Source organism: Aeromonas sp. 62-46, assembly GCF_001898585.1.
In the GTDB taxonomy this organism is placed as follows: Bacteria; Pseudomonadota; Gammaproteobacteria; order Enterobacterales; family Aeromonadaceae; genus Aeromonas; species Aeromonas caviae.
Window position 1 is genome coordinate 59537 of the sequence record NZ_MKUI01000023.1, and the last position, 24068, is coordinate 83604.

Annotated in this window: 23 protein-coding genes; 4 read left to right on the forward strand and 19 right to left on the reverse strand. The window is 63.1% G+C overall.

Annotated elements, in window-relative coordinates; genetic code table 11:
* The first annotated feature begins 212 nt into the window (after window positions 1-212).
* Both BGO64_RS08500 and BGO64_RS08505 read left to right on the forward strand, forming a co-directional pair.
* The gene (locus BGO64_RS08500; protein ID WP_286700465.1) at window positions 213-1562 is read left to right on the forward strand and encodes a UDP-glucose dehydrogenase family protein; all 1350 of its coding nucleotides are present in this window, start codon (window positions 213-215) and stop codon (window positions 1560-1562) included.
* A complete protein-coding gene (locus BGO64_RS08505) occupies window positions 1559-2557 on the forward strand; it encodes an NAD-dependent epimerase (protein WP_286700466.1) in 999 nt (332 codons plus the stop codon). The genes BGO64_RS08500 and BGO64_RS08505 overlap by 4 nt, the downstream gene beginning before the upstream one ends.
* Before the next feature lie 42 nt (window positions 2558-2599).
* On the opposite strand, the gene BGO64_RS08510 is transcribed toward BGO64_RS08505, so the two are convergent.
* The 3 genes from BGO64_RS08510 to BGO64_RS08520 are packed head-to-tail and all read right to left on the reverse strand — an operon-like array spanning window position 2600 to window position 5377.
* Window positions 2600-4288, reverse strand: a complete 1689-nt coding sequence (locus BGO64_RS08510; RefSeq protein WP_286700467.1) for an ArnT family glycosyltransferase — start codon at window positions 4286-4288, stop codon at window positions 2600-2602.
* Entirely contained in the window at window positions 4278-4637 is a 360-nt protein-coding gene (locus BGO64_RS08515) for a lipid-A-disaccharide synthase N-terminal domain-containing protein (protein ID WP_039040033.1), read from the reverse strand. The genes BGO64_RS08510 and BGO64_RS08515 overlap by 11 nt, the downstream gene beginning before the upstream one ends.
* Window positions 4637-5377, reverse strand: coding sequence for a glycosyltransferase family 2 protein (locus BGO64_RS08520; protein WP_042016786.1), 741 nt, complete (start codon window positions 5375-5377; stop codon window positions 4637-4639). Before BGO64_RS08520 ends, BGO64_RS08515 begins: the two co-directional genes overlap by 1 nt.
* Before the next feature lie 311 nt (window positions 5378-5688).
* Here BGO64_RS08520 and BGO64_RS08525 point away from each other — a divergent pair, with 311 nt between their 5' ends.
* Window positions 5689-6531, forward strand: a complete 843-nt coding sequence (locus BGO64_RS08525; RefSeq protein WP_010673217.1) for a lytic transglycosylase domain-containing protein — start codon at window positions 5689-5691, stop codon at window positions 6529-6531.
* 570 nt (window positions 6532-7101) lie between these two features.
* On the opposite strand, the gene BGO64_RS08530 is transcribed toward BGO64_RS08525, so the two are convergent.
* From BGO64_RS08530 to BGO64_RS08570, 9 genes are all read right to left on the reverse strand, one after another.
* Window positions 7102-7386, reverse strand: coding sequence for a DUF2845 domain-containing protein (locus BGO64_RS08530; protein WP_281706351.1), 285 nt, complete (start codon window positions 7384-7386; stop codon window positions 7102-7104).
* 71 nt (window positions 7387-7457) lie between these two features.
* Window positions 7458-7682: a hypothetical protein gene (locus BGO64_RS08535; RefSeq protein ID WP_286700468.1), complete on the reverse strand. Its 225-nt coding sequence runs from the start codon at window positions 7680-7682 to the stop codon at window positions 7458-7460.
* On the reverse strand, window positions 7679-9628 hold the full coding sequence (locus BGO64_RS08540; RefSeq protein ID WP_286700469.1) for a hypothetical protein: 1950 nt from the start codon (window positions 9626-9628) through the stop codon (window positions 7679-7681). The genes BGO64_RS08535 and BGO64_RS08540 overlap by 4 nt, the downstream gene beginning before the upstream one ends.
* 27 nt (window positions 9629-9655) lie before the next feature.
* Entirely contained in the window at window positions 9656-10060 is a 405-nt protein-coding gene (locus BGO64_RS08545) for a hypothetical protein (protein ID WP_286700470.1), read from the reverse strand.
* A 22-nt stretch (window positions 10061-10082) separates the two neighbouring features.
* Window positions 10083-10571 carry a hypothetical protein gene (locus BGO64_RS08550; protein WP_286700471.1) on the reverse strand — a complete coding sequence of 163 codons (489 nt, stop codon included), beginning with the start codon at window positions 10569-10571 and terminating at the stop codon, window positions 10083-10085.
* Between the two features lie 2 nt (window positions 10572-10573).
* A complete protein-coding gene (locus BGO64_RS08555; protein WP_286700472.1) occupies window positions 10574-11764 on the reverse strand; it encodes a hypothetical protein in 1191 nt (396 codons plus the stop codon).
* A gap of 45 nt (window positions 11765-11809) precedes the next feature.
* Window positions 11810-15430, reverse strand: coding sequence for a curculin (mannose-binding) lectin protein (locus BGO64_RS08560; protein ID WP_286700473.1), 3621 nt, complete (start codon window positions 15428-15430; stop codon window positions 11810-11812).
* Complete coding sequence (locus BGO64_RS08565) at window positions 15427-15810, reverse strand: hypothetical protein (protein WP_286700474.1); 384 nt, start codon at window positions 15808-15810, stop codon at window positions 15427-15429. Before BGO64_RS08565 ends, BGO64_RS08560 begins: the two co-directional genes overlap by 4 nt.
* Window positions 15810-19388, reverse strand: a complete 3579-nt coding sequence (locus BGO64_RS08570) for a tape measure protein (protein WP_286700475.1) — start codon at window positions 19386-19388, stop codon at window positions 15810-15812. Before BGO64_RS08570 ends, BGO64_RS08565 begins: the two co-directional genes overlap by 1 nt.
* A 118-nt stretch (window positions 19389-19506) precedes the next feature.
* On the opposite strand from BGO64_RS08570, the gene BGO64_RS08575 reads away from it, so the two are divergent.
* Window positions 19507-19794, forward strand: coding sequence for a hypothetical protein (locus BGO64_RS08575; RefSeq protein WP_286700476.1), 288 nt, complete (start codon window positions 19507-19509; stop codon window positions 19792-19794).
* A 59-nt stretch (window positions 19795-19853) separates the two neighbouring features.
* Here the strand turns inward: BGO64_RS08575 and BGO64_RS08580 are convergent, their stop codons facing one another.
* The 7 genes from BGO64_RS08580 to BGO64_RS08610 all read right to left on the reverse strand — a co-directional run bounded on the left by BGO64_RS08580 (window position 19854) and on the right by BGO64_RS08610 (window position 24025).
* Window positions 19854-20603 (reverse strand): phage tail tube protein, encoded by a 750-nt coding sequence (locus BGO64_RS08580; protein WP_286700477.1) that lies wholly within the window; start codon window positions 20601-20603, stop codon window positions 19854-19856.
* Window positions 20604-20642: 39 nt separating this feature from the next.
* A complete protein-coding gene (locus BGO64_RS08585; protein WP_042881739.1) occupies window positions 20643-21065 on the reverse strand; it encodes a hypothetical protein in 423 nt (140 codons plus the stop codon).
* Window positions 21062-21619, reverse strand: a complete 558-nt coding sequence (locus tag BGO64_RS08590; protein ID WP_286700478.1) for a phage tail protein — start codon at window positions 21617-21619, stop codon at window positions 21062-21064. The genes BGO64_RS08585 and BGO64_RS08590 overlap by 4 nt, the downstream gene beginning before the upstream one ends.
* Window positions 21619-22158, reverse strand: a complete 540-nt coding sequence (locus BGO64_RS08595; protein ID WP_286700479.1) for a head-tail joining protein — start codon at window positions 22156-22158, stop codon at window positions 21619-21621. Before BGO64_RS08595 ends, BGO64_RS08590 begins: the two co-directional genes overlap by 1 nt.
* An 8-nt stretch (window positions 22159-22166) precedes the next feature.
* On the reverse strand, window positions 22167-22478 hold the full coding sequence (locus BGO64_RS08600) for a head-tail connector protein (protein ID WP_042881744.1): 312 nt from the start codon (window positions 22476-22478) through the stop codon (window positions 22167-22169).
* A gap of 2 nt (window positions 22479-22480) precedes the next feature.
* Window positions 22481-22669, reverse strand: a complete 189-nt coding sequence (locus tag BGO64_RS08605; RefSeq protein ID WP_042881746.1) for a hypothetical protein — start codon at window positions 22667-22669, stop codon at window positions 22481-22483.
* Window positions 22670-22735: 66 nt separating this feature from the next.
* On the reverse strand, window positions 22736-24025 hold the full coding sequence (locus tag BGO64_RS08610) for a phage major capsid protein (protein ID WP_180911202.1): 1290 nt from the start codon (window positions 24023-24025) through the stop codon (window positions 22736-22738).
* Between the last annotated feature and the right edge of the window lie 43 nt (window positions 24026-24068).

The window sequence follows — 24068 nt, forward strand, 5'->3', positions numbered from 1 at the left end:
TGCAGACAGTCTCCAATTTGAGTGAGATGGATCACAAGTCCCGCCCTTCACGCGCCAAAATGGTGCGCGTCATCCAGGCGTTACAATCCTTGCACCAAAATGTCCCACACTCACCGCCGGCATGATGCTGAAAAACCTGAAACGGGCCGCTGCCCCCGCGCCCGAATCGTTCTAGAATGAGTCGCTTGTCACTGCCAGCGGAACAACAGCGGATGAGAGTCACCGTATTCGGAATAGGTTATGTCGGGTTGGTTCAGGCCGCCGTACTGGCGGAGATGGGTCACAAGGTGGCCTGCGTGGATGTGGATGCCGACAAGGTCGCGGGCCTGAAAGAGGGGCACATTCCCCTCTTCGAGCCCGGCCTCGCCCCCCTGGTGCAGCGCAACCATCAGGCCGGTCGCCTGATCTTCACCACAGACCCGGCCCGGGCAGTGGAGTTTGCCGAGCTTATCTTCATCGCGGTCGGAACGCCGCCGGACGAGGACGGGTCTGCCGACCTCCATCAGGTGATGACGGTGGCGGACACCATAGGCCGCCTGATGCAAGGGGGCAAGGTGGTGGTCAACAAGAGCACAGTCCCTGTCGGCACCGCCAGCCGGGTACGGCGACACATTGCGGAGCGCCTCGCCGACCGTGGTCTCGACCTTCCGCTCGACGTGGTCTCCAACCCCGAATTTCTCAAGGAGGGCGCCGCCGTCGCCGACTGCCTGCGGCCGGATCGCATCATCATCGGCACCGACTCCGATCACGCCTTCTCCCTGCTGGAGGAGCTCTACGCCCCCTTCAACCGCAAGCGAGACCGCATCCTGCGGATGGATGCACGCAGCGCCGAACTGACCAAGTACGCCGCCAACGCCATGCTGGCGACCCGCATCTCCTTCATGAACGAGATGGCCACCCTGGCCGAAGCCCTGGGCGCCGACATCGAGGAGGTGCGCAAGGGTATCGGTGCCGATCCGCGCATCGGCCACCACTTCATCTACCCAGGCTGCGGTTATGGCGGATCCTGCTTCCCCAAGGATGTCAGGGCGCTGATCCACACCGCGAAGGAGGCGGGGTGCGAGACCCCCCTGCTGCGCTCGGTGGAGCGGGTCAACGAGGCGCAGAAACACAGGCTCATGACCCGGCTGCACCACCATTTTGGTGCCAGTCTGTCGGGGCACACCTTCGCGTTATGGGGACTCGCCTTCAAGCCCAATACCGACGACATGCGCGAAGCCCCGAGCAGGGTGCTGATGGAGGCGATCTGGGCGGCAGGAGGCCAGGTGCAGGCGTTCGACCCCGAGGCCATGACCGAGGCCGCCCGCCTCTATAGCCAGCGGGCAGATTTGCTCCTGTGCGACACCCAGGAAGCCGCCCTTCAGGGGGCCGATGCCCTGCTCGTCTGCACCGAGTGGCAACAGTTCCGCGCACCGGATTTCGACCTGCTTCGCCAGACCCTGAAGCAGGCCATCATCTTCGACGGCCGCAACCTCTATGATCCGGCCCGTCTACGCCAGCGCGGTTTCACCTACTATGCCATCGGCCGTGGCGACAGCCTGGCTCATCAGGAGGAGCGATGAAGTACCTCGTCACCGGCGCCGCCGGGTTTATCGGATTTCATGTGGCGCGCAGGCTCTGTGGCGACGGCCATCAGGTGGTGGGGATAGACAACCTCAACGACTACTACGCGGTGAGTCTCAAGGAGGCGCGCCTCGCCCTGCTCACGCCTCTACCCGGCTTTCGCTTCGAACACCTCGATCTCGCGGACCGCGCGGCCATGGCCTCGCTCTTTGCCCACGAGCAGTTTGACCGGGTGATCCATCTGGGGGCCCAGGCCGGGGTGCGCTACTCCCTGGACAACCCCTTCGCCTACGCCGACAGCAACCTCACCGGCCACCTTACCGTGCTGGAGGGGTGTCGCCAGACCCGGGTGCAACATCTGGTCTATGCCTCCTCCAGCTCGGTCTACGGGCTGAACGAACAGATGCCGTTCAAGCCGTCCGATGGGGCGGATCATCCCGTCTCCCTCTATGCGGCGAGCAAGAAGGCGGGGGAGCTGATGACCCACTCCTACTCCCATCTCTACGGCCTGCCCACCACCGGGCTGCGCTTTTTCACCGTCTACGGCCCCTGGGGCCGGCCCGACATGGCCCTGTTCAAGTTCGTGCGCGCCATCCTGAACGGCGACCCCATCGACCTCTACAACCAGGGCCAGCTCAGCCGGGATTTCACCCATGTCGACGACATCGTCGAGGGGATAGTGCGCATCTCAGACAGCCCCCCCGCGGGCGATGCCCACTGGCAGGGGGCCCCGGACGCCAGCCCGGCCCCCTATCGCCTCTTCAACATCGGCAACGGCAGCCCGGTCAGGCTGCTGGACTTCGTGGATGCCATCGAGTCGGCCCTCGGCAAACGGGCCATCCGCAACATGCTGCCCATGCAGCCCGGCGACGTGCTCGCCACCTGGGCCGACACCCGCTCGTTGTTCGACGCAACGGGCTATCGCCCCCGTATCGGGCTCAAGGAAGGGGTCGACGGCTTTGTCCGCTGGTATCGGGACTACTACCGGGTCTGAGCCAAACGAGGTGGCAGGGTCCCCTGGCTCGCGACCCTGCGCTCAGGATGAAGGGATATAGCTGAAGGGCACCATGGTGGGGGAGAGCCCACGACAGGCGGGTTTGAGGGCCTGTGGGCCTGCCAGCAGCCAGTCGGTGCGGTGACGGTTGCCGAGGTTTTCCATCTTCGCGGGGTCAAAACACCTCACCATCAGGTCGGCGCTCCCCAGTACCCAGCGTCCGGGGGCAGCCCCTATCCAGGCGGCAGCTTCCCGAGCCTGCTCCCCGTCTCCCATCAGATAAGGGTAATGTTTCACTGGTTGCAGGCTAAACAGCAGATGCTGCTCCTTGAATCCCGCCAGCAGCAGTTCATCCCCCGCAGGCACCTTCTGCGCCGCCAATGCCATGACTGCCTGAGGGGTGCGCACCTCGTTGAGGCGCACGCTGATCCAGCAGGAGTAGATCAGCCACCCCACTGCCAGGGAGCTGAGAATGGCGGTCAGTGGCGCCCGGCGAAGCCAGGCATTGATCAGCAGCAAGGATCCCCCCAGCACCAGCAGGGGAAGCCAGGGATCCGGCCCCAGTTCCCCCAGACGGCTGGCCACTCTGTCGCTAAATGCCAGCACCAGAGCCCCCACCAGCCCTGCCCCCCCCAGCAGCCAGCCGAGCCCGGCCAGCAGTCGCCCCGGCCAGACCCGGACCAGCAGGGTGCCGATGAAGGGTGCGGCCAGGAGCGCCAGGGCGGGCGTACCGGGCGTGATGTAGACGCCCCGCTTGCCCGGCGAGCAGGAGAAAAACAGCACCACCAGCACCAGATAACCCAGCAGCAGCAGGATACGCCTGTCCTGCGCCCGGATGGCGCGCCGCCAGGCCACCACCAGCCAGGGCAGCAGCAGGGAGAGCGGCAGCCAGAACGGCGGGATCACCGAGGTGAGGTAGTACCAGAAGGGTTTGACGTGGTGCCAGGCGCTGGTATAGCGAGTCACCGTCTGGCGCAGCAGTATGTTGTCTCTGTAGGCCAGCAGGAGGGGATCCCCGCTTCGGGTCACGGCCTCCAGCATGGGGACCAGCCAGAGACCCATCGCCAGGGCCATGGCCAGCGGCCCGAGCAGGGCCTTCAGCCAGGCTGACAACGGCGCGGCGCGGATTTGTGCCCTGTGGGTCCAGAGCGCGGGAAGCAGCACCAGCAGGGCCAGTACTCCCACCCCCTTGGTGATGACGCCAAGCCCCGCGGCAAACCAGCCGAGCCAGTACCAGCGCCACCCGCCACCGCAGAGGAGGAAGCGCAGAAAACCATAGAGACCGAGGGTGATGAAGAAGGTGACCAGGCCGTCGATCTGCGCCGTCTTGGCCTGCAGGGTAAACTGGACGGTAAAGAGCAGCAGCAAGCCCGCCAGAAATCCCGTCGCCGGATCCCACAGGCGGCGCCCCAGATCCCACACCAGCAAGATGGTCAGCAAGCCAGACAGCAGGGAGGGCAGCAGAAAGGCCACCTTGATGGAGCCAGTCAACACATAGCCGATCGCGATCCCCCACATAAACAGCGGAGGCTTGTCCGGATAGAGCTCCCCGCCGCGCATGGGGAAGAGCCACTGGCCACTCTCCACCATCTCCCGGGCGATCAGGGCGAAGCGCGGCTCGTCCGCCGGCCAGGGATCCCGCAGACCCAGCCCGGCCCCCAGCACCACCAGCGCGATCAGCAGCAACCAGCCAAGGGACGTCTGATTGAGCAGGGTGCGATCACTCACCATGACGGGCCTCCCCGGTCACTGCCTTGTCCCGCCGCCAGCCCCGATGCTGGATATCGAGATAGAGGCTGTAGAGCGCGGTGAAGGTGGGGAAGAGGTTTTGCAGCACGCCGACAGAGTCCTGCTTGGGAGAGAAGGTGAAGTAGCTGAGCGTCATCAGGCTGCCGATCACGCTCATGTACCAGAACAGGCGCGGGATGACGGGTCGTCCCGCCCGCCTGGACGCCAGAAACTGCACCAGCCAGCGTCCGCCGAACATCAGCGCCCCCGTGTAGCCAATCAGCTTCCAGCCGGTGACATGCACCCCGGTCCAGTCCAGCCAGTCGATGGGGGCAGACAGCCAGGCGTCCATCACTCCAGCATCTCCCGGATTTCAACCACCTTGGATCGGCGCTGCAACCACCAGACCCCGACCACGTCCACCAGCCCGACCCAGAGCCGGTTCCAGACCCCGTATTTGGAGATGCCCGCCTGGCGTGGCCTGTGGTTGACCGGCCAGGGCGCCATGCGCCCCCCTTGTGCCTGGATCAGCGCGGGGATGTAGCGGTGCATGTGATTGAAGGCGGGCAGTTTCAGATACCAGTCACGACGCACTACCTTGAGCCCGCAGCCGGTATCCGGAATACCGTCGCGCAGCAGCAGGTCGCGAAAGCCGTTGGCCAGCTTTGAAGAGAGGCGCTTGACCCAGTCGTCACGGCGGTTGACCCGGTGGCCGATGAGGCCCACCTGGTATGGATCGCTCTGGTAGCGGCGCATCGCCTCCTCCAGCATGGCGGGAATGTCGGCGGGATCGTTCTGACCATCGCCGTCGAGTACCACCAGCCAGTCGCCACGCCCGTGGCGCACTCCGCTCAGCACCGCCATGCTCTGGCCCACGGCATGGACATGACGTAGCACCTTCAGCCTGGTGAAACGCGTCTGCAAATCGCGCAGTACCACATGGCTGTCGTCCACACTGCCATCGTCCACATAGATCAGTTCGTACTCGAACCTGCCCCCAAGGGCGGCATCTATTTCGCCGACAAGCGGGGCCAGATTATCCCGCTCATCCTTGGCAGGCACCACGACAGAGATATCGACCGATTCGACCATATGCACATCCTGCCCTCATCAGAGGCGCTATCGATTCACCCGGCAGACCCGACGACATTGCATCGATGGCCTGGCTGACATCATGCAAATACAAGGCGTTAGAAAACAACTCTGTCAGCATATTGAACTTCAATTAACAAATCTATCAAAGCAGTCACTGACCCGGGAGACTGCCGCTTCTCCCCTGCACCAAAAGTTCCATACCGTTTTCATCTCTGCCGCTCACCCACATAACCAGATGTTCCATCTGCTGGCTGGCGTCCCTCCCCGGATCGGGCCTATATGTTGCGGATACCAACGACGAGGTTTCCATGAAAAAACGACTCTGGGGCTGGGGACTCCTGATACTGCTCGCCACCACTTCCCACGCAGATCCCTTTCGTCAGGCCCCCAAGGCCATGAGCGCACTGCGCCAGGGCGCCGCCATGGAACAGGGAAACCCGCGGCAGGCCATCGCCCACTACTGCACCGCCGCCAACCTTGGCAACCCGGAAGCCTATTACCGCATCGGCCGCCTGCTGGCCCGCGGCCCCCAGGGGATCCGCAATGCCCGCAGCGCCAACGCCTACCTGGCCATGGCCATGCGCCTTGGCAACCAGCAAGCCGCCCGTTACTACAACGAGCGGGTCGGCAATGCGCCCCTGGGTACCTGCGGCATTGGAGGCGGTGGCGGAGCCCCCTGGGTGCGCCCCAGTACCCCCTTCGATCAGGAGCGCTACCTGGCCAGACAGTCACAGGCCAAGCAAAAGCTGGCCGTCATGATCCGCCAGGCCGCCCAGCGTCACAAAGTGGACCCCCAACTCGCCCTGGCTATCGCCATCGCCGAATCCAATCTGAACAGTACCGCCGTCTCCCCCAAGCAGGCTCAGGGCGTCATGCAGCTCATTCCCGAAACCCAGGCCCGCTTCGGTGTGACCCGGCCGTTCGATGCCCAGCAGAACATCCGTGGTGCCATGATCTACCTGAAGTGGCTGGAGAAGCAGTTCGGTCCGGACTGGGTGAGGATCAGCGCCGCCTACAACGCCGGGGAGCAGGCCGTGCTGCGCCACGGCGGTGTGCCGCCCTATCAGGAAACCCAGGAGTATGTGCAGCGGGTGCTCTACTACTCGGGGCAGGATCCTGACAAACCTGCCCGTCGCAGCTCACCGCGCTGAGCTTGCCCGGCGGCCCCTCTTCCCTCGCGCCTGTCGATCGTCCCGGCCTGCGGCGCCCGGCTTTGCCGCCCCTCTCCCATTGGTTTACAATCGACGGGTTTTTTGGAACCGGGTTGACGGCCCGTCGACCCGGCCCCACCACGACATCAGTTTGTTAATGCCAAGACATTAAACTGCTGAAAGGAAGAGAATTAGCCAATGGCTCAATTTATTTACACGATGAACCATTGAGGCAGAACGAAAGCTAGATAGAGCTACCAAGAGCCGCATAAAGCTGGCTAATTCATAATCTTACGCTCTTTCCCCATCAGCTAACCTCGGCTTTTCATAGCTCTTTTTGTGGCCCCATTTTGGCCCCAAACCCATCAGTTCTGCATTTTTTGGCCCCAGGATGGCCCCAATTTTGGAAGCCTTGTTGCTGGAGATAGTGGCGCCAATCCCCAAGAGAAATAGAACTGTCAGATCTGTCAGTTGCCAAGATGGAAAAGGGGGAGATGAAGCGTGCCGCGAGTGAACGGCTCGCTGAATTTTCAGAGGCAAGAATGGCCACATTGCGTGGCCATTGTCATATCAGCGAGTGAGGTCTTCTATCTGGGTAACCTTGCCATTGATGATGGTCACGGCCTGAGGGATGTCACTTTCGCGAGCCTGATAGGTCCAGCGCTCCCCGATCTTAGGGGCATCCAGAAGCCGCTCGTCGATGATGTCCTCTTTCATCTGAGGTTGACCGCACTTCTTCTGCACGTTGAAGGATGAGTCGCCTTCGCTGATTAATGCGCTTTTACATCGCATGGCTCCTGCCTGGGATGTAATGGGAACAAGAGCGATCAAACACAGCAGCATCCATTGTCTCATAGCTGATCCTTGTCAGTGGTTTATTGGCCGAGTACAGGCAACTATTGTAGTTCTACCTCACCGATATGGACTCAAACTTCTATCTCAAAGGTTGGTAGATCTGGAGCCTCCCCTAGCAGCTCTCCACCGCGGTAGAACGCCTTCTGGCCGATGGCCACCCCTCCCCCTCGCACGATCACCACGCCCCCGCCTGGGGTCTCCAGCGTGGTGCTGGTGCCCGTCGTTGCGGTGACGGTACCGACCAGCAACGGGTCGGCACCGGGTATCAGTGCCTGGAACTGCTTGAACAGGTTCATACAAATCGCTCCACACTCAGTTGCTGGCGCACCGTCATGGCTCGGCCCTGCATTCCAGCCGCGACCCTGACCCCTCGGTTAAAGCCCTTCCAGCCATCGACCGCCAGCAGCGCCCCGGGCAGGATGAGCCCGGTGTCGCTTGAGAGCGGCAGTTCGATGGTCTGGGTGCGCCTCGGCATGGTCTTGGCCAGCCCCACCACACCTTGGGCGCGAGCTGCCACCACATCGCACACCAGCGGGTGGGTGATGGTCGGTGCCTGCTTCTCCCCTGCCGTGCCTTGGCGCAGCACCCGGGCATTGATGCCCTGATGGCCACCGCTGACATAGATGCCGTTCGCCGCCTGACCCGGCTGGAAGTCGCTGCCCAGCGTCGTGATGATGGCGCGGGGGATGGCCACGTCTGCCAGCGCCCCGTCGAGCTGCCAGGGTACGGTCGGATAGCGCGGCTTGATGACCAGGTGCCGATCGCGCTGGTGCGGCAGCACGAACCCGCCCGCCGCCTCTGCCAGGTACTTGATCGCCTCGATGGGGGTCTGGCTCTCCAGACTGAAGAAGCCGCCGGGTACCAGCCAGTCCGGTGCCTGCCAGTCCAGGGTCCAGCCAAACGGCAGCAACGCCTCCGCCAGCTGGGCCATGGTAGCCAACGCGCTCTCGCTCACCGCTTGCGCCAGTACGTGGGTCGGCGACAGATAAGCGGTGCGAGAGCGACCGGTCAGGGTCGCCGACTGCCGGCCAAAGCTCTCGCTCGACTGCCAGCCGTCGCATACGCAGTCCCACTGCTGGCCGTTGACGTGGATGCTGACCTCCTCATCGTCCGTCATGGCCGCCGTCGCGATGCGCGGGATCTGGGCCGTGAACTGCCAGGCCCAGGAGTCGGTGTCGAGTTCGATGCTCAGCGAGGTGGTTGGGATATCGACCCCATCCCTCACCCGCACAATGCTTGCTGTGTTGCTCACCAGATAAACCCTCCGGGTTGGGATAACAATCTGAGCCTGTCCGAACCAGACGAACTCCAGGGAGGCGTCCCCCCGGGGCCGGCCGAACGCCAGCACCTTGGTCCGTTTGTCCGGGCGTACCGGGGGCGTCGTCGGCTTGGGCGGCGGTGACATGCCCCAAGGGGGCTGCATTGCCTCCTCCCAGCGCGACAGCCAGCCCTTGTGCAGCTGCAGGCCGAGCTGCCAGCGCTGATCCCCCAGGGTGACGCCGAGCGGGGTGGCCTCCTGCCAGCGGTCGGCTTGCCACTCCTTGTCCTGGCGCGGGGGGTTGCGAAACCCGCTCACCTGCCAGCGGCCCACCGGCGCCCCCTCGACCCAGAGCGAGCGGGTCACGGCATGGCCGGGTGGCAGGCTGTCGAAGCCATGGCCGTTGTTCGCGCCGAGGGCCTGCCCCTCGTCGAACGGCACCCGCACGGTGCCATCCTCCCGGGGCAGCTGTTCGGCCAGGCCGGTCCACTCGGTCTGCAGGGGGCGGGCCTCCTGCCAATGATTCTGACAGGGGGCGGGAACGAGGGCTGGCTGCTGCCAGTCGCTTTGCACTGCCCGGGTCACCAGCGCGGCCCGCTCGAAATGATCGGTGCTGGTGTGGCTCGGTCCCCGGAACACGTTGATGTCGTGGCCGGCCTCGATGGCAGGCAGCAGGGGTCGGGCTGTGCTGGCCAGGGTCGCCTCGATGACCACGGCGGCGCCTATCTCGACCACCGGCTGCGGCGCCGTGGCCAGCAGGGCAGCCGGGTAAACCGGTATCACCGCCAGGCTGGCCTGGGTCGCGGGCCCCGCCCCCTGCAGTGCGCTCGGCAGCACCAGGCCCGGGGAGCAGGTCAGGCTGGGCGGCAGGCTGGTCCCCCGCAGCACGGCCGCATAGCGCTGCACCTGGAGCGGGTTCAGCTCCAGGGTGGCGTTGGCCTTGCGGGCCTTCTGCAACTCCAGCCGGGCGTCGGTTCTGGCCATGCTGACCTCGTGGCTCACGGGGAGCGGTTAGGGTTCGGTAAAGATGGCGTCGTTGATGCGCACCATGGCGCCGGTGAACAGCTCACTGGCGGGGATTTCGATGTCGGCGCCGCTCTCCGGTGGCCCCACGTCGAGATCCGCCACAAAGCCCCCGTCCCGGTTGGCGATGCGCCCCCAGGACTGGACCCCGTTGGCGATCACCATCTGCTCGGCCAGGGGCTTGAGCGTCAGCACCCCGCCCGTCACGCTCTGGGCGCAAGGGTGGGTGAACTGCAGCGTCACCAAGAGCACCTGGCTGGTAACGGCAGCGCCCGGGGCGGGGCGTCCACCGGTGTAGATTTTGAGGGTCGCGGGCCCCGCGCTGCCCTCGTCGATGGCGGCCGCCAGCAGCTGGGCGCGGCTGGTGCGCAGTGCATCTGCATACGCGAACATAGTACCTCCTGGTACGGCCCTATCAGGCCAGGCCGACCCCCTCACCGGGGGCATAGGGGGTGGGGAGCTGGTAGTCGGCTGCCACCGCGTTGTAGTCGGCGGGGCCGAACGCGGGATCGTCCTGGGCGACCAGCATATAGCGGCGGTTGAGCCACAAGAGATCGAACCGGTATTTGCCATCGCTGGCGCGGCTCATGGTCTCGCCGACGAGGTTGCCCGCCTGGTCGAAGCAGAGCACCCGGCGCCGCACCCCCTCCCCGTTGATGGTGACCGTGCTCTCGATGTAGCCCTGCAGGGCGTTTTGCACCCCGTCGCGGATCCACTGCATGGAATGACCGCTGCAGAGCAAAATTGCCTTGGTTGGCAAATTGGGAATGGGGCCTGGGTAGACATAGCCGGGGATTCCACGCCAAGCCACGTCCTGCGGCTGAAACTGACTGCGGGATTCTTGGTTTGCGGGAATGGCGGTGATACGAACTACTGCCGCCGCATAGGGCAGATCATCAGCCATGCTTACCTCCATGGCCCAGTCAGATCAAAACCCATCAGCGTAACTCCACCGAGAGGAGACTCAGCGAAACCCACTCTAACAAAACGCACGATTTTTCCCGTCAATGCTGGCAGGTTGGCAAAGTTCTTGCGGTCCCATGCAGCTACGGTCGCAAAGGGGCATATGACACCAGGTAAATATCCTCGCAGATGGTTACCTGACTCCATTACCATTATGGGGTCCGCGCCCATATAAAATGCGTTGTCAGGACCATTTGGTACGGCCATCCCTGTACCAAAGCGGGAAAAGATACCTTTCAACCACCAACTCGTCACACCGAAAATCTGTGAGTAAGATCTAGCAATGACATGATGATCGCTGTTGTCAAACGAGCTGAAAGTATTTCCCCAGTTCGTGACTGCCCCGCCTGCGGGGCTCGCCCATCGACGGTTTACGTCACTGGCATCCATTGTGGGATAATGATTCAACACCGCATGGTAACGGTCACCAGGGCGGATCGAGTTGATATAGCCAAAGCTGTAGACATGCTGATAGCTGGATGCCGCATAAGCGGGCATAAAATAGAACATCTGAGGATCCCCTATTAGATCCCAACGCTTATCGCTATATCTGGCAGTCGCAGGCCAGCGGTGTTCATAGATGGTGGCATAGGTGTTTATATCCACCACATCTTCCACCATGGCCACCTTGGCTAAATGAGCTATATAGGTGACCCCCATCCAGCCGCTGAATGCGGTGTTGTCGATACGCAAGGAGACGTTGCCCGACTCGCTGACGTTGGTGGGGCGATAGATGGCCACCTGGCCGTCACCGCTCTCATGAGTCAGGGTCCAGCCGAGGGGGGCCACCTTCATGGTCATGGTGCCACTGGCGGCCGAACCCGGGTTGCCGCCGTCCAGCTCGAACCAGACCTCGGTGCTGCTCACCTTCTTGACTCGGTGCTCTCCGTTATAGGCCGCCGGGCTGGCGCCGCTCACCTCGACCACCGAGTCCTGCAGGTAGGCATGCCCACCCGCGATGGTGGCCTTGGCGGCCCCCTCGGTGGCATCCCATACCAGGCTGTTGAGGGTGAGGTTGCCGAACCCGGTCACCAGCACCGCCTTGAGCAGGGCCGTCAGGGCCCCGGCGGTGGTGTCCCCCAGGCTCGGGGCACCCTGCATCTGACTCGCATACCATTTCACCGGAAAAGCCATGGTGTTCTCCTGATTGGTTGGGGTGGGGCAGATTGCCCCACCCGGTTAACGGTTGACGTTGCCGCGCAGCTGCAGCTCGAACTTGTCGGTCTCCTGGGCCGCCACCGACTGCAGGATGGTGCGGATCACCCAGAGCGGATAGGCCGCCGCCTGGGTGGTGAAGCGCAGCACGTTGCCATTCGCCCAGCCCGCCCCCCAGCCCCGGTGATCCAGCAGGAAATAGGGCTGGCCGTTGTTGGGGTTGATGGGCGCCAAGTCGGTGTTCACGTCCCCCACCGCGATCTGGCCCACATGCTCGCCGACCAGCACAAAGTTGGTACTGGAAGAGAAGATGATGGCCCAGCGCTCCTGCAGGGTGGCGCGGTTGGTGACCTGGACTGGGTAGTCGGTGTCGTTGTACTGCGCCGTGGACTCGTCGCCGTCCCGGTAGTCCTGCCATTTGTTGGTCCAGGTTTTCTGGTCGAACAAATTGGTGTAGCGCGCCCACAAGTCGCCGATGATGAGCGCGCTCGACACCAGGGTGTCGGCGGGGTCGTAGTCGTGGGACAGGGGCCTGGCCAACTGCAGGCGGCCCGAGATCTCCACGTCAGTGACCAGGCTCATGTCCTCGATGCGATGCACCACGTAGAGGGGTTCAGCGTAGCCGGTCAGGCTCAGCGGGTTGGCCAGCGTCACCACGCCGCTGTCGAGGTTGACGCTGTAGAGCGACGTGGCCAGCTGCTTGCCGTCCTTGTCCTCCACATGGGCGTAGGCCAGCCGCACCCGACCGGTGTTGAGCTGCTGCCCCGCCGACACCCCCATGGGGAACGCCGCCTTGCGGGTACTGTGGATCACCACGATGTAGCCCTTGCGGATGAAAGGCACCCGGCCGTCTGACGGCAGCCGCACCGGATCCAGCCCGATGAGATCGGCATTGAGCGGCAGATAGCTGAACACCACGCAGTTGAACCGGATGGTGTCGGCCACCACGCTGAGCGGCCGCCAGATCTTGCCGTCCTCCCCCACCAGTTCGGCGTCATACCATGGCTCGGCCTCGTTGCCGGCGGCCGTGACCTTGCGGCCAAAGCGCGCCGTCACCACGCCGGTCTGGTAGTTCACCCGGCCATCCATGTCGGCGGTGGTGAAATAGCCGTCCCCATCCGCCGTCGCCTCGATGCGCCGACCGGTGGCGGTGTTGGCACTGAGGTAGAGGCTGCCCGGGGCCACGGGGGCGCCCGGGGTGCGGAAGGTCACCATATCCACCGACTGGACATTGAACGAGGTGGCCAGGGACTGCAGCGACGGCTGGGCCCCCTGCCCCGCCGCCCAGTCGGCCAGCACCGCCAGCCCGTTGCTGTAGTCGATGGTGCCCGCCTGGATGCCGGCGCCGGTCGCCGGATCCGGGTCGCGGTAGAGCAGCCCTTGCCGGTCCACGTAGGTGGACCCGCCCAGGGTGAAGCGCATCGATCCCTCCAGGATCGCCTCGGAGAATCCCGGGGTCACGTCGATGCGCAGCGCCTGGGCGGTCAGGGTGGCATTCTGGGCCAGGGCGCTGTTGTTGTTGCGGTAGGTCACATCGACCCAGCCCCCCTCGCCATCGGGGAAGGTGTAGGCGGTGTTGACGTACTGGATCCCGGTCAGGGTCCAGCGCATGTCGGTATACCAGGTGCCTGTCACCGGATCCTGGTGGCTGCCCGCCGGCACCCAGGCATAGGTGGGTTCGGGCAGCAGGGCGGTGCCGTCCGGCATGAAATGCAGGGTGCCGGCGTTGTAGTCGATGGCCCCCAGCACGTTGCCGCTGGCGTCCATCAGGTTGCCCTGGCCATCGTCCTGCAGCGTGATGATGGGGTCCTTCTTCTCGATGGAGAGGATCCGCTCAGACGCTGCCACGATGGCGTAGAGCGCGTTGAATTTGACACGCACCGACCCCGGGGTGAGGTTGTGGGCGCCGCCGCCATCCCCGTCCAGGGTGATGGAGAGGTGCCCCACCTGGCCGGGGGTAGAGAGGCGCCCCGGCTCGATGTGGCGCTCGGTCACCGGCTCGCCGTACTGGTACTGAGCCACGTACTCCTGGCCCAGCGCCGGCAGAGTGATGTGCTCCAGGTCGATGATGCCCTCGGCGTAGTTGATGGTGCCGGTGATGTCGCCCCGGATCCGCCCATCCCCCACCGCATCGTTGGCGGTCTTGCCGCTGCCCCAGGTCAGGATCAGGCTCTTGGGGGTGATACCGGTGTGGGGCAGCTGCCAGGCGCTCTTGCTGATGCTGATGGCCTGGCCGCTGCGGTTGGTGTAGTTGACCGGGGTGGCCCAGCTGAACAGGATCGCCGTGTCCACGTCCGGCAGCGCCCCCAGGGTCAGCATGACCGAGCCGGTGGCGTGGTTGACGACGCCGGACCCGTAGGACCTATCCGCCCCGAACAGCTCGCCACGGCCGTTGTCTTTCAAGTCGTACCATTTGCCTTGCGCCATGTACGACACCGTCAGGGTGCCCGGTGCCGGGGTCGGCTGCAGGGTGATGGTGTAGGCATAGCCCCGGTTGTTGGCCTTGATCTCGATCTGCGCCGTGTCGGCGATGCGCGACGGGCGGGCCGCCGGCCAGAAGCTGACGTCCTTGCTCGCGGCGCCGTAGTTCGGGCACTGGGCGTTGAACTCCATCTGCCCCCGGCCGTAGTCGATGGACCCGATCACCGACCCCGCCACCACCAGTTCGCCGCCCTTGTCGGTGATAACGGCGGCGCCGATGGTGATGGTCAGGGTGCCGGGCTTCACGCCGGTGCCGAGGAACAGGCCCCGGCTCGGGGCGATGCTGACCACGGTATTGAACGTGACCAGCCCCTTGCCGGAATCCACCAGGCTGGCCAGCTCGCCGGCGGCGGTCAGGTCCACCGCCGGGGTTTCACTGCGGGCCGCCGGCACCAGCTGGGTGAAGATGGTCTTGGCCCGCACCTGCATGGCCCCCAGGTTCACCGCCTCGGCCAGCTTGGTGGTGGCGAAGTAGTTGGCCGCATCGGCCACCACGGTCTCGCGCAGGGCGGTCTTTAGGTTGGTCACCACGTCATAGGGGGTCGGTTGCTCCCCCTCGAAAGTGTAGCGCAGCGGGTCCGCCAGCTTGCAGGTCACCACGTTGCGCGTGAACTCGGGCACGTTGGGCACCTGGAACTTGGCCAGCTGCTGGGTCACTTCCAGCACCCGCACGTACTGCTCGAACTCCCCCGCCTTGCCCTCGTTGCCGACCAGCACCAGGGTCTCCCCCACTTCCGGCAGGCGCACCTCGACGCGCTGGAAGAAGCGGATCGCCCGCTGCCCTTCCAACTGGGTGTCGTACAGAAAGCCGCGCCACTTCGGGCCCCTGGCCAGGTAGCGCTCCAGCACGTCGCGGGCCTCGGCGCGGGTGTCGTGGTGATCCCCGGTGCTCATCAGACACAGGCCCACGCTGGGGTCACTCGGCGGCAGCAGCACAGTAGTGTTGGCGCCGTAGTAGGTGTCGGTGTTGTCGGTCTGCACCGTCAGGAACGCCTTGCGCAGGCTGACATCCCCATAGGCGCGGTCGAGATCGCTCACATCGGGAAACAGGCTGTTGTGCTCGCCGCTCACGATCTCGCGGCCGGTCACCCGGCCACCGCCATCGGGGGTGTCCGTCAGGCGCTGGCTGCCGAGCAGCTTGATGTCGCCGGAAAGAATAGTCATGGGGTTACCTCAAGAAGGCGAAGGGTGATTTCATAAGGGGTCTGGGCGTCCGGATCCGCGATCCGATAGAGCTGTTTGGCCTCAAGTCCTCCCGCCCCCTCTCGCCGCCATATGACCGTGAAGATGCGTCCGTTGAGGTGGAGCTGCATTCGAGCAGATGGCACTGCGGCCAGCGCCTGCAACGCCAAGACGGTTGAACGTCGTACCCATGCCTCACCATCTGAGCGAAGAGTGATGGGGCGCCCCTCGGATTGGACGGACTCTTCGACGATAATGGCGCCGGAAAGCGTTGGGGTTATGACCTGCCCGACAGGCTCCCACCCGAACTCATCTTCCCAGTCCAAGTCATCTGGCAACTCGATGCCGGCTAGTGTGATCATCAGCTTCTGAGTCCTTGCTGTTTCAACACTCGCAACAATGCATCCAGGTTTTCCTCATCGGACTGGACTACTGCGGTGTCGGTGGCGGATTTGAGATAGATGGTGACCGTTTTATTGCTGCCTGATGGCGTCGGTGCACTCTGCTGTTGTTGTGGCGGCGTGGTCCCTACAGTCGGCTGAGTCGTCGCTTTCTCCGCTTCCTTCTGCTGTGCCTTGTTCAGCTCGCTCTGGAGCTGCGCACGCATGGCCTCCATCTCCTTCTGGAACTTCTCGCCGTAGTATTTGCTCCACTCGCTGTAGGCGGGGATGTCCCTGACCTTCTTGCTGTAGCGAGCCAGCTCCTCTTCCACGCCCGCGAGCGTGTTGGCCAGGGCATCGGCGTTGCCGCGGAGCTGGTTGATATCCACCGTCTTGTAGAAGAAAGAGCCAGCGCCAACGGTGCGCGTGACATCCCCTCGCCCTGTACCCGACAAGGCAGAGCTGCCACCACTAGTACTGCTGATGGCGTCTTCCACATCGGCTTTGGTCTTTTTGGCCTCGTCCTGCACCCCTTTGAGGTTTTCCCTCATGGTGTCGGTCGCACTCTTCGACTTGTCTGCCGCGGTGTTGAAGCCATCACCAATCTCTGCTGCTTTCGCTTTGGTTTGGCGGATATGATCATCCAGATAGGTAAGCCCGCGTCCTTGCTCCTGTGCAGAGACCTTTCCCGCCTGCCCTACCGATAACCAGACCTTTCTCAGCTCCTCCAGCTCTTGCGCCGTGTCTGCCTTGTTGACGGCCGCCTTCATGGCGGCGGCAATATCCTGCGAGGTGGCATTCACATCGGTAGCAACAGCACGGAAGGTGTCGATGGTCTGGCGGCCCACGGCATCAATGCCGGTATGGAGTGCTTGATAATCCACACCCAGGCGGCGCAGCTTTTCAGACAGTACCGACTCCGTGATCTGGGCTGTGCTGATGGCACCATTTTTCATGGTGTCAAAAGCCGCCATTGACTGGACCTTCAACACCTCGAGATCCTGCAGGCTCATGTCCTGCAGGCTCTTGCGCAGCCCTGCATCAATCTCGGTCTGGGTGACTTTGCCCTGTTCCTTGAGCGTCTCGAACGCCAGCCCAAGGTTTTGCAATGAGGTCGGATCGCCAATCTGCAGCTGACTGAACAGGGTGTTTATCGTGGTCGCCGTTTCACCGCCTTTGGCCTTGAGCTGATCAAAACTGCTGATCAGGTTCAGTACCGCAGGGCGACTCTTGGCATCCATCACCTGAGCGGTCATATCTGAGGCGGCGGCCAGATTGGCAAACCCCTGGCGCATGCTGGCCAGCGCAGCATCGGCCTGATACTGCATGGACTCGGCCTTGAGCCCGGAGGCTTCAAGCGCCTTTTGCACCTGCAACTGGCCCGTCAGGTACTCGCGATGGCCTTTGAGCCGCTGCTCGTAGGCTGCCCGCTCGACGGCGGAGAGGTTGGCGACCTCCTGTGCAGTGAGGATCTGCACATTCTTGAACTCATCAAACTGCGCCATGGTGGTCATGCCCTGGCGCTGCAGTTGGGCGAAGAAGGCGCGAGACTGCTCGGCCACCCGCTGCTCAATCTCCCCTGCTTCTCCCATCCTGGCGGCCCAGATCCCGGTGTCCTCCGCCAGCTTGGCCAGCCCCTTGCCACCCTCGTAGGCCAACGTGGCCAAGGCAGCATAGGCGGCAGCAGTGCCAAGCCCGATCCGGCTGAGCATGCCGCCGGCCTTGTTCCCCTTCTTGGCCATCTCCTCCATGGACTCGCCCGCTTTCTTGGTATCCGGGGTCACGCGGGTTTTCAGAATGTCGGCGAACTTGAGTAGATCGGTGCTCCACTGCACCACCTTCATGGTTGCCCAGGCTTTAACGGCCAGCGCAATCGCACCGCGCCACTCAACCAGTCCCTCCACAAATTCGCGCAGTCCCACCACGGCCACCTTCAGGCCATCCGATACTTGGCGGGCCCAGGCGGCCAGACTACCGTCGGCGGCAGCGGCCTTGATCTGGCTGGTGACGCTCTGCAACTCACCTTTGATGAAGTCAAAAATGCCCGCATCTGCCACGGCCAGTTCGACCCGATTCAGCTCCTCAAGAAAGTTCGACCAGATCCCGCTGAAGGTCTTTGACATGGCCTCAGAGGCACCCGCCGCATCCTGTCCCATCGCCTTGATCAACAGCTCGATCTCATTTCGGCCCAGCTTGCCTGCCGAGGCCATGGCGATGATCTCGTCAGTGGTCTTGCCCATGGCTTTCGCCAGAAGCTGAGCTGCCGGTACCGAGCGTTCGTTGAGCTGGTTCATCTCCTCGGCTTGCAGCTTGCCCTTGGTATAGGCCTGGCCGAGGGCGGTGATGACCCCTTCCAGATCCTGATACGTGCCGGCCGTCTTGGCGGTGTAATCGGCGGCGGCCTGCAGCACCCCGTTATAGGGATCCAGCCCGAAGTTCTTCGCCTTGATGAAAGCAGTCGTGATCTCGTTGAGCTGGAACGGGGTCTTCTCATTGAACTCCCGCAACCAGGCCAGTGCCTTTTCACCGCCGGCGGCGCTCCCCTCCACGCTCTTGAGCGAAACGCCCAGGCGCTCCATCTCATCGGCGGTGCGGATCATGCCGGTGGTGCGGGCAATCAGCTGATCAAAGCTGAGGTAGGCCGCTGCCGCACCAGTGATGCGGCCGATAAAGTCCCGCCAACTCCCACTCCCGCTCTGCACGCTTTGGTGCAGGCTGTCAGTGTTCTGCTCGGCCTGCTTGGCCTTCTTGCTGTATGCCTCCATCCCGGCGGCAGACGAGCGCAATTGCGTGGCCTGCCCAGCAAGCTGGCTCTTCAGATAAGCCACCTGGGTTCCGGCCTGTTGGCTGGCCGTTTCAATCCGCTTCTGCTCGCTGGCCAGCTTGCGGGTGTCGACCCCAGCCTCGGTCAGGGCGCGGCGCAGCCCATTGAGCGTGCTGTTCTGCCGTTGATATTGGCTATCAAGGGATTGCACTTCCCGGCGAGCAGCGTTGAACTCCCGGGCCTGCTGACGCAGCGCCTTCTCGCTGGCATCCAGTCCGTTCTTGAGGGCATTGGTTTGCCCCGCGCTCTCTTTGTACTGGTCCCCCAGCAGACGAACCTGATCCCGCGCATCCTTGAGCGCCTGGCGCTGCTCCTTGGTGACGCTGGTCGCCTCACTGTTGGCCTGGCGCAGCAGATCCACCTTGGCCTTGGCTTCCGCATGAGCGCTCGCCAGCCGCTCGGTCTCCTGCCGACTGGTGCTGTAGGCAGCATTGGACGCCGTCAGTTCTTTCTTGGCATCCGCCAGTGCTTTGCCCATGCCGGTGGCCCGGGAGCGAGCATCCTCCAGCCCCTCCCCCAGATCGGCGGTGCTGCGCTTGAGGTTGGCGAACTGGGTCAGGGTGGCGTTCTGCTCACCCAGGCGCTGCAGTTCATCCCCCAGGGAACCGACCTGCTCGCTGCTCGACTCGGTCTCCCCACCCAGGGTATCCACCTCGGTGATGAGCTTGCTGATCTCGGCCAGCCCCTCAACGGCGGCGCGGATCCGCAGCTGGATATCGGTGTCATTGCTGGCCATGGGGAATCCTCAGAAATGAAAAAACCCGCCGAAGCGGGTTTTTGTGATGCAGGTTCGAACAGGTCTAACAACTGTGAGTTATGTTTGTGTTTTGCCTGTCTCTATATGGAGTTAAGTCATGAGCACGGAACGCCTTGAATCAATCATGCAGGACATTCTGATTCAACTCGAGATGCGGATGGATGAATCCAATAAATTGCTCCGAGACATCCACTATGAATTAGTTCATCTAAGAAAAGAGTTTAACTTAGGTGATAAGCTCAGTGCAGTTAATTACCTATCCCGCCAACTAGACCTAATTGAGCTTGCAGTAACCCATGTTGATGACAACACCAAAGAAATCCTTGCCTGTGTTCAGACAAATGATATGGGCGATGTAGAACAGTCACAGACCCAAGTCTTGTAATACTCTTTATCTGATGCTATTCAGCCCACCGGAATGCTGGGCTGAATAGCACACCTTTGTTAATTGAGAATTTCCATCCGATACGGCTCAGACTTGCCGGGCTGGGTCACCAGTGAGCCTTCCAACTCCCCTTCCATAAACTCGCCACTCATCAGCGCCAGGGCGCCCTGGGCGGCCAGCATGGCCTGGTCGATGGTGACGCGCACCCGCTGGCCGGGGTTGGCCAGGTTCTCGCCGTCGATCAGGAAGTAGCGAGGCTTGAGAGTCTCGGTGGTGCCGGTGTAGGTGGTGCCGGTCACGGCCGCCTTGGTGTAGCTGACTTTGCAGGCCGCAGCAGCCTGATCGCTGATGGCCATCACCATGTTGCCGTTGACCTGGTAATCGGTGTCGAGTACCAGCGCGGTACCGCCAGCACTGAGCTTGACGGTAATGGTGCCCGGCTTGATAAAGGCGGTGGCAAGCTCGACCCAACCCAGCTTGCTGAGCGTGACCAGCTCATCCACCACCGGGGCCTCGGCCTGGGTGAAGGCCACCTGCTTGCCGGCGATGGCATCGGCCAGCAGCTGTTTGGTCATGGAGTCCCACTTCAGGGAGAGCTTGGCCGGGTCCTTCGGCAGTTGAACCGAGTCCAGCGCCTGGCCGAAGGTGCTGCGCTTCTTGGAGATGCGCGACTTTTCCTCGGTGGTCGGCGGGGTGACGGTGATCTCGTTGACGTTGATGGGGCCAATCAGGGGCCCTTTCACGCCATTGGTGATTTCGGCGATGTAGACATCACCGGCCAGCAGCAGGCCTTTGTCGGTAAATGACATGCTTGGATGCTCCTATGGTATCCAGATGGTGGTGCCAACCTAGAGGCTGGCGGTATAGGTGAGGCTGAATTGGATGGAGGTCAGCAGGGTGTCGCTGCCGATTTCTTCGGGTTCCAGATTAATGGTGCCCACCGAGATAGCGAGCAGCGTCGTACCCGGCAGGGGGATCCCCGCCGTCGAGGGCACCAGCGCCGCCAGCACCTCTGACAGCAGCTGGTCACGCCCGGCACGTCCGGCACTCACCGACTGGTAGAGATCCACCTGAATGTTGCGGGTGCGCTTCCACTCCCGCCCCCGCCGCTCCGGTTTGCCCTCGGTCAGTTCCCGAAAATGGGCCAGCGGCAGCGGGGTGTGCTGGTCGATCTGCGGGTCGCTGTCGCATACCCTGTCTTCTGGCGACAGTGAAGGCACGCTGCGCAATTTGGCCAGCAGCGCATCGATGATGACGGTCGCTTCGGTCATGTCACTCTCCTGGTGAAGGTGCTGGCAAGGTTGGCTTGCAGCTCATCGAGGAACTGCTCGGTGATGATGTCGTTCCACCAACCCCGCAGGCCCACACCGCCCGCCATCACCAGTCGCGGCTTGCCGGCTTTCGCATAACGGATCATCGGTCGACGTTTCTTGCCGTAGGGGTTGATAAAGCCGTAGACCTGCGCGCGCTTGCCGCCCCGCAGCACCCAGACGCTGGCCCGGGTGCCGGTGCCATCGGTGCGCTGACTGGCAAACTTGACTCGGCTGAACGGGATCTTCTTCAGGTCCAGGCTGATGGTGGCGACGTCGCTAGTCGCGGTCGCCTTGTCGAGTCGGATCCTCGCCCTCACCGAGGCGGTGTTGAATCCATCGGCGGCAATCCGGTTGACCATGTCACTCCGAGTGGCGGTGGCCACGTCATTGACTGCGGCCACCAGCTGCTTGCGGATCGTGGCAGGAAGCGCCTTGAATGCATCGACGCTCTCGCTCAGGCCAGTGACGTTGATCGCCCTGGCCCTGCGCTTTCGGCTTAGCCCGCCCGGCATCAGACCACCATCACCCGGAGCGTGGTGCCGTTGTCACTGCCCTCTATCAGCCCATCGATACGGTATTGCCGTCCCCGCAAGGTGATCTGGTCACCCTGGCGTGCAAAGGGGGGGACGAGTTCAGGCAGGATCAGGTCTATCTGGTGTCGCGGTTCGCTGCGGGCCCCCACCATCACGTTCTCAGCCGCCAAGAAGGCGGTGACCGGATAAGGCTCCCCCTGCTTCGGGGTGTAGGTGGCGGGCTCGCCGGAGAGTTTGCGGGCCGAGATCTGCAAGGCGCCAGGCTCGATGGCGGTATCTTCGATCAAGTACCAGCAGGCATTCCCCTTCAGCAACTGCCCGGGCAGGATATCGCCCCGTGCTCGCACCGTGATCAGGGTCGATCCGGTTGCATAGATGCTGCCCTGTGCCTCGCGCCCTGCCGCCTTCGGGTCAATGATCTTCGCCCACAGTTTGCCAAGCAGCGGCCATTCCGGGGGCGTGCCGGTTGCGGCGCCAAAGCGCGTCAGCCGGGTGTCGAGTTCGCCACTTTTAAGCATGCGTCCTCCTAGCCCACCACGATGTCACGATAGGGGTGGATCAGCGAGTCATACGCCAGCGGCAGAGTCGTGGCGATGGTGCCTGTCACCACGGCCTCCCGGTTGGTATACCAGTGGCCGATCAGCAGCAGGGCCGCCAGCTTGAGCGCAGGGGTGAGAGGCTGCCCCTCCTCCCCTGCTGCCACCAGCGGCTTGTTGATGTCGGACTGGATGTGGCTGATCGCCGCTTCAATCAAACCGGCCAGCAACGCATCTTCGTCGGTCATCTCCGGTTCGATTCGGCACTGTGCCTTGGCCTCTACCACGGTGATCAGCAACATGTTTACTCCTTACCTTCAACCGACTCGCCACCTTCGGTTGGGGAATAGAGCACGGCTACGCCGCCGTCGATCAGGGCCTGCGCCCTGGCATCGTCAAAACCGGTGATGTCGCCGGGGCTGTAGTTCTTGAAGGGGCGGATGACCTTGATAATGGTCAGGGCGGACTCGTCCGCCTTTACGGGTTTGGCCATGATGGCTCTCCTGAACGGTCTTGATAGTGAAATGGAAGGGGCCACGCAGTAGCCCCCTGCCCTGGATTACCAGGTCACTTCGGTGCCCAGCACCAGCCCTTCTACGTGACGGAAGCCCACATCGTGGTTACCGACCAGACGGATCAGGGACTGGTTGCGGGCGAAGGAGCTGACCAGCTCGCCGGCGGCATCCACATAGGTGGCCTCGCGGCTGAAGTCGATGGTCATGTTGTCCTGCTCGCCGATCACCACGTCGTTCCAGTCCGCGAAGTAGATCTCGGTCTGGTTGGTGCCGACCCCCAGATTCACCGGAATGGTGTTGGTATGGGCGACCGGGTAGCCCTTCAGCAGGCCTTGGGCCATCTCCGGATAGACCTTGTTGCCGTTGCCATCGCGCAGGCCAAACAGCTTCATCCAGGAGCGCGGGCTCATGCCCCAACCCGGGTTGATCATCAGGGAGTCGGAGCTCATCAGCTTCAGGATGAGCGAGTCGAGGTAGGCATCGATAGTGGCCAGGTCCGCCGTGCCGGTCCAGGCGACAGTGCGACCCGCGTCGGTGGCCACTTTCTTGAAGCCGACCGGGGTATTGTTGCTGCCGTCATCGCGCAGGAACGCCTTGTCTTCACGACCGCCCATGGCGGCGAGCATGTCACCCAGCACCAGCTGTTCAACGTTGTACCCGGCGCTCCCGATTAGCTGGTTGCTCATCGGCACCAGGGTGATCATGGTCTTGGCCGCCAGCTTCACATCATCGAAGCTGCCACCGGTGGCCTTGGCATCAACGCCTTCCCCCACGTAGCTGGAGGTGGCCCCGCCGGACATGCGCGGCATGCTCAGGTTACCGTTGGGGAGTGGTACCGGACGAGCCCCGAGTTTGCGCACGATGGTTCTCGGGCGCAGCAGCTCGATCACCTCGGAGTGCAGGTTTTCGGGGATGAGCGCACCACCGGAGCCGGAAGCCGTGCTGATCACCATGGCGATCCCGGCATCGCCGATCTCTTTGGCGGCAAACTGCTCTGCCAGCTTCATGTCCCCCTGACCGGCAGCAACGGCCATGGCGAGGCGAGCCATGCCGGCACCGGGGTACTGCTTGAGCTCTTGTTTCACATGAACAGCAGGGGAGCCAGTCATCGCGCCAGAAGCCACAACCGGTACTGCCTGCTGAGCAGCCAGCCGCTCTGCAGTTTCCATGCGGGTGATCTGGGCACTGATTTCCGCGACTTTGCTCTCGAGCGAAGTGAACTCGGCCAACTGCTCGGCACTCAGAGCCCCGCCCTGTTTCTCAATGTCAGCCAGGGCGGTGATCTGGGCGACGATTTCGCCACGCTCGCGGCGGAGGGTTTCGATAGTTTTCATCGAGTGGTTTCCTTTGGGTATAAAAAAAGCCCCTGATGGGGCT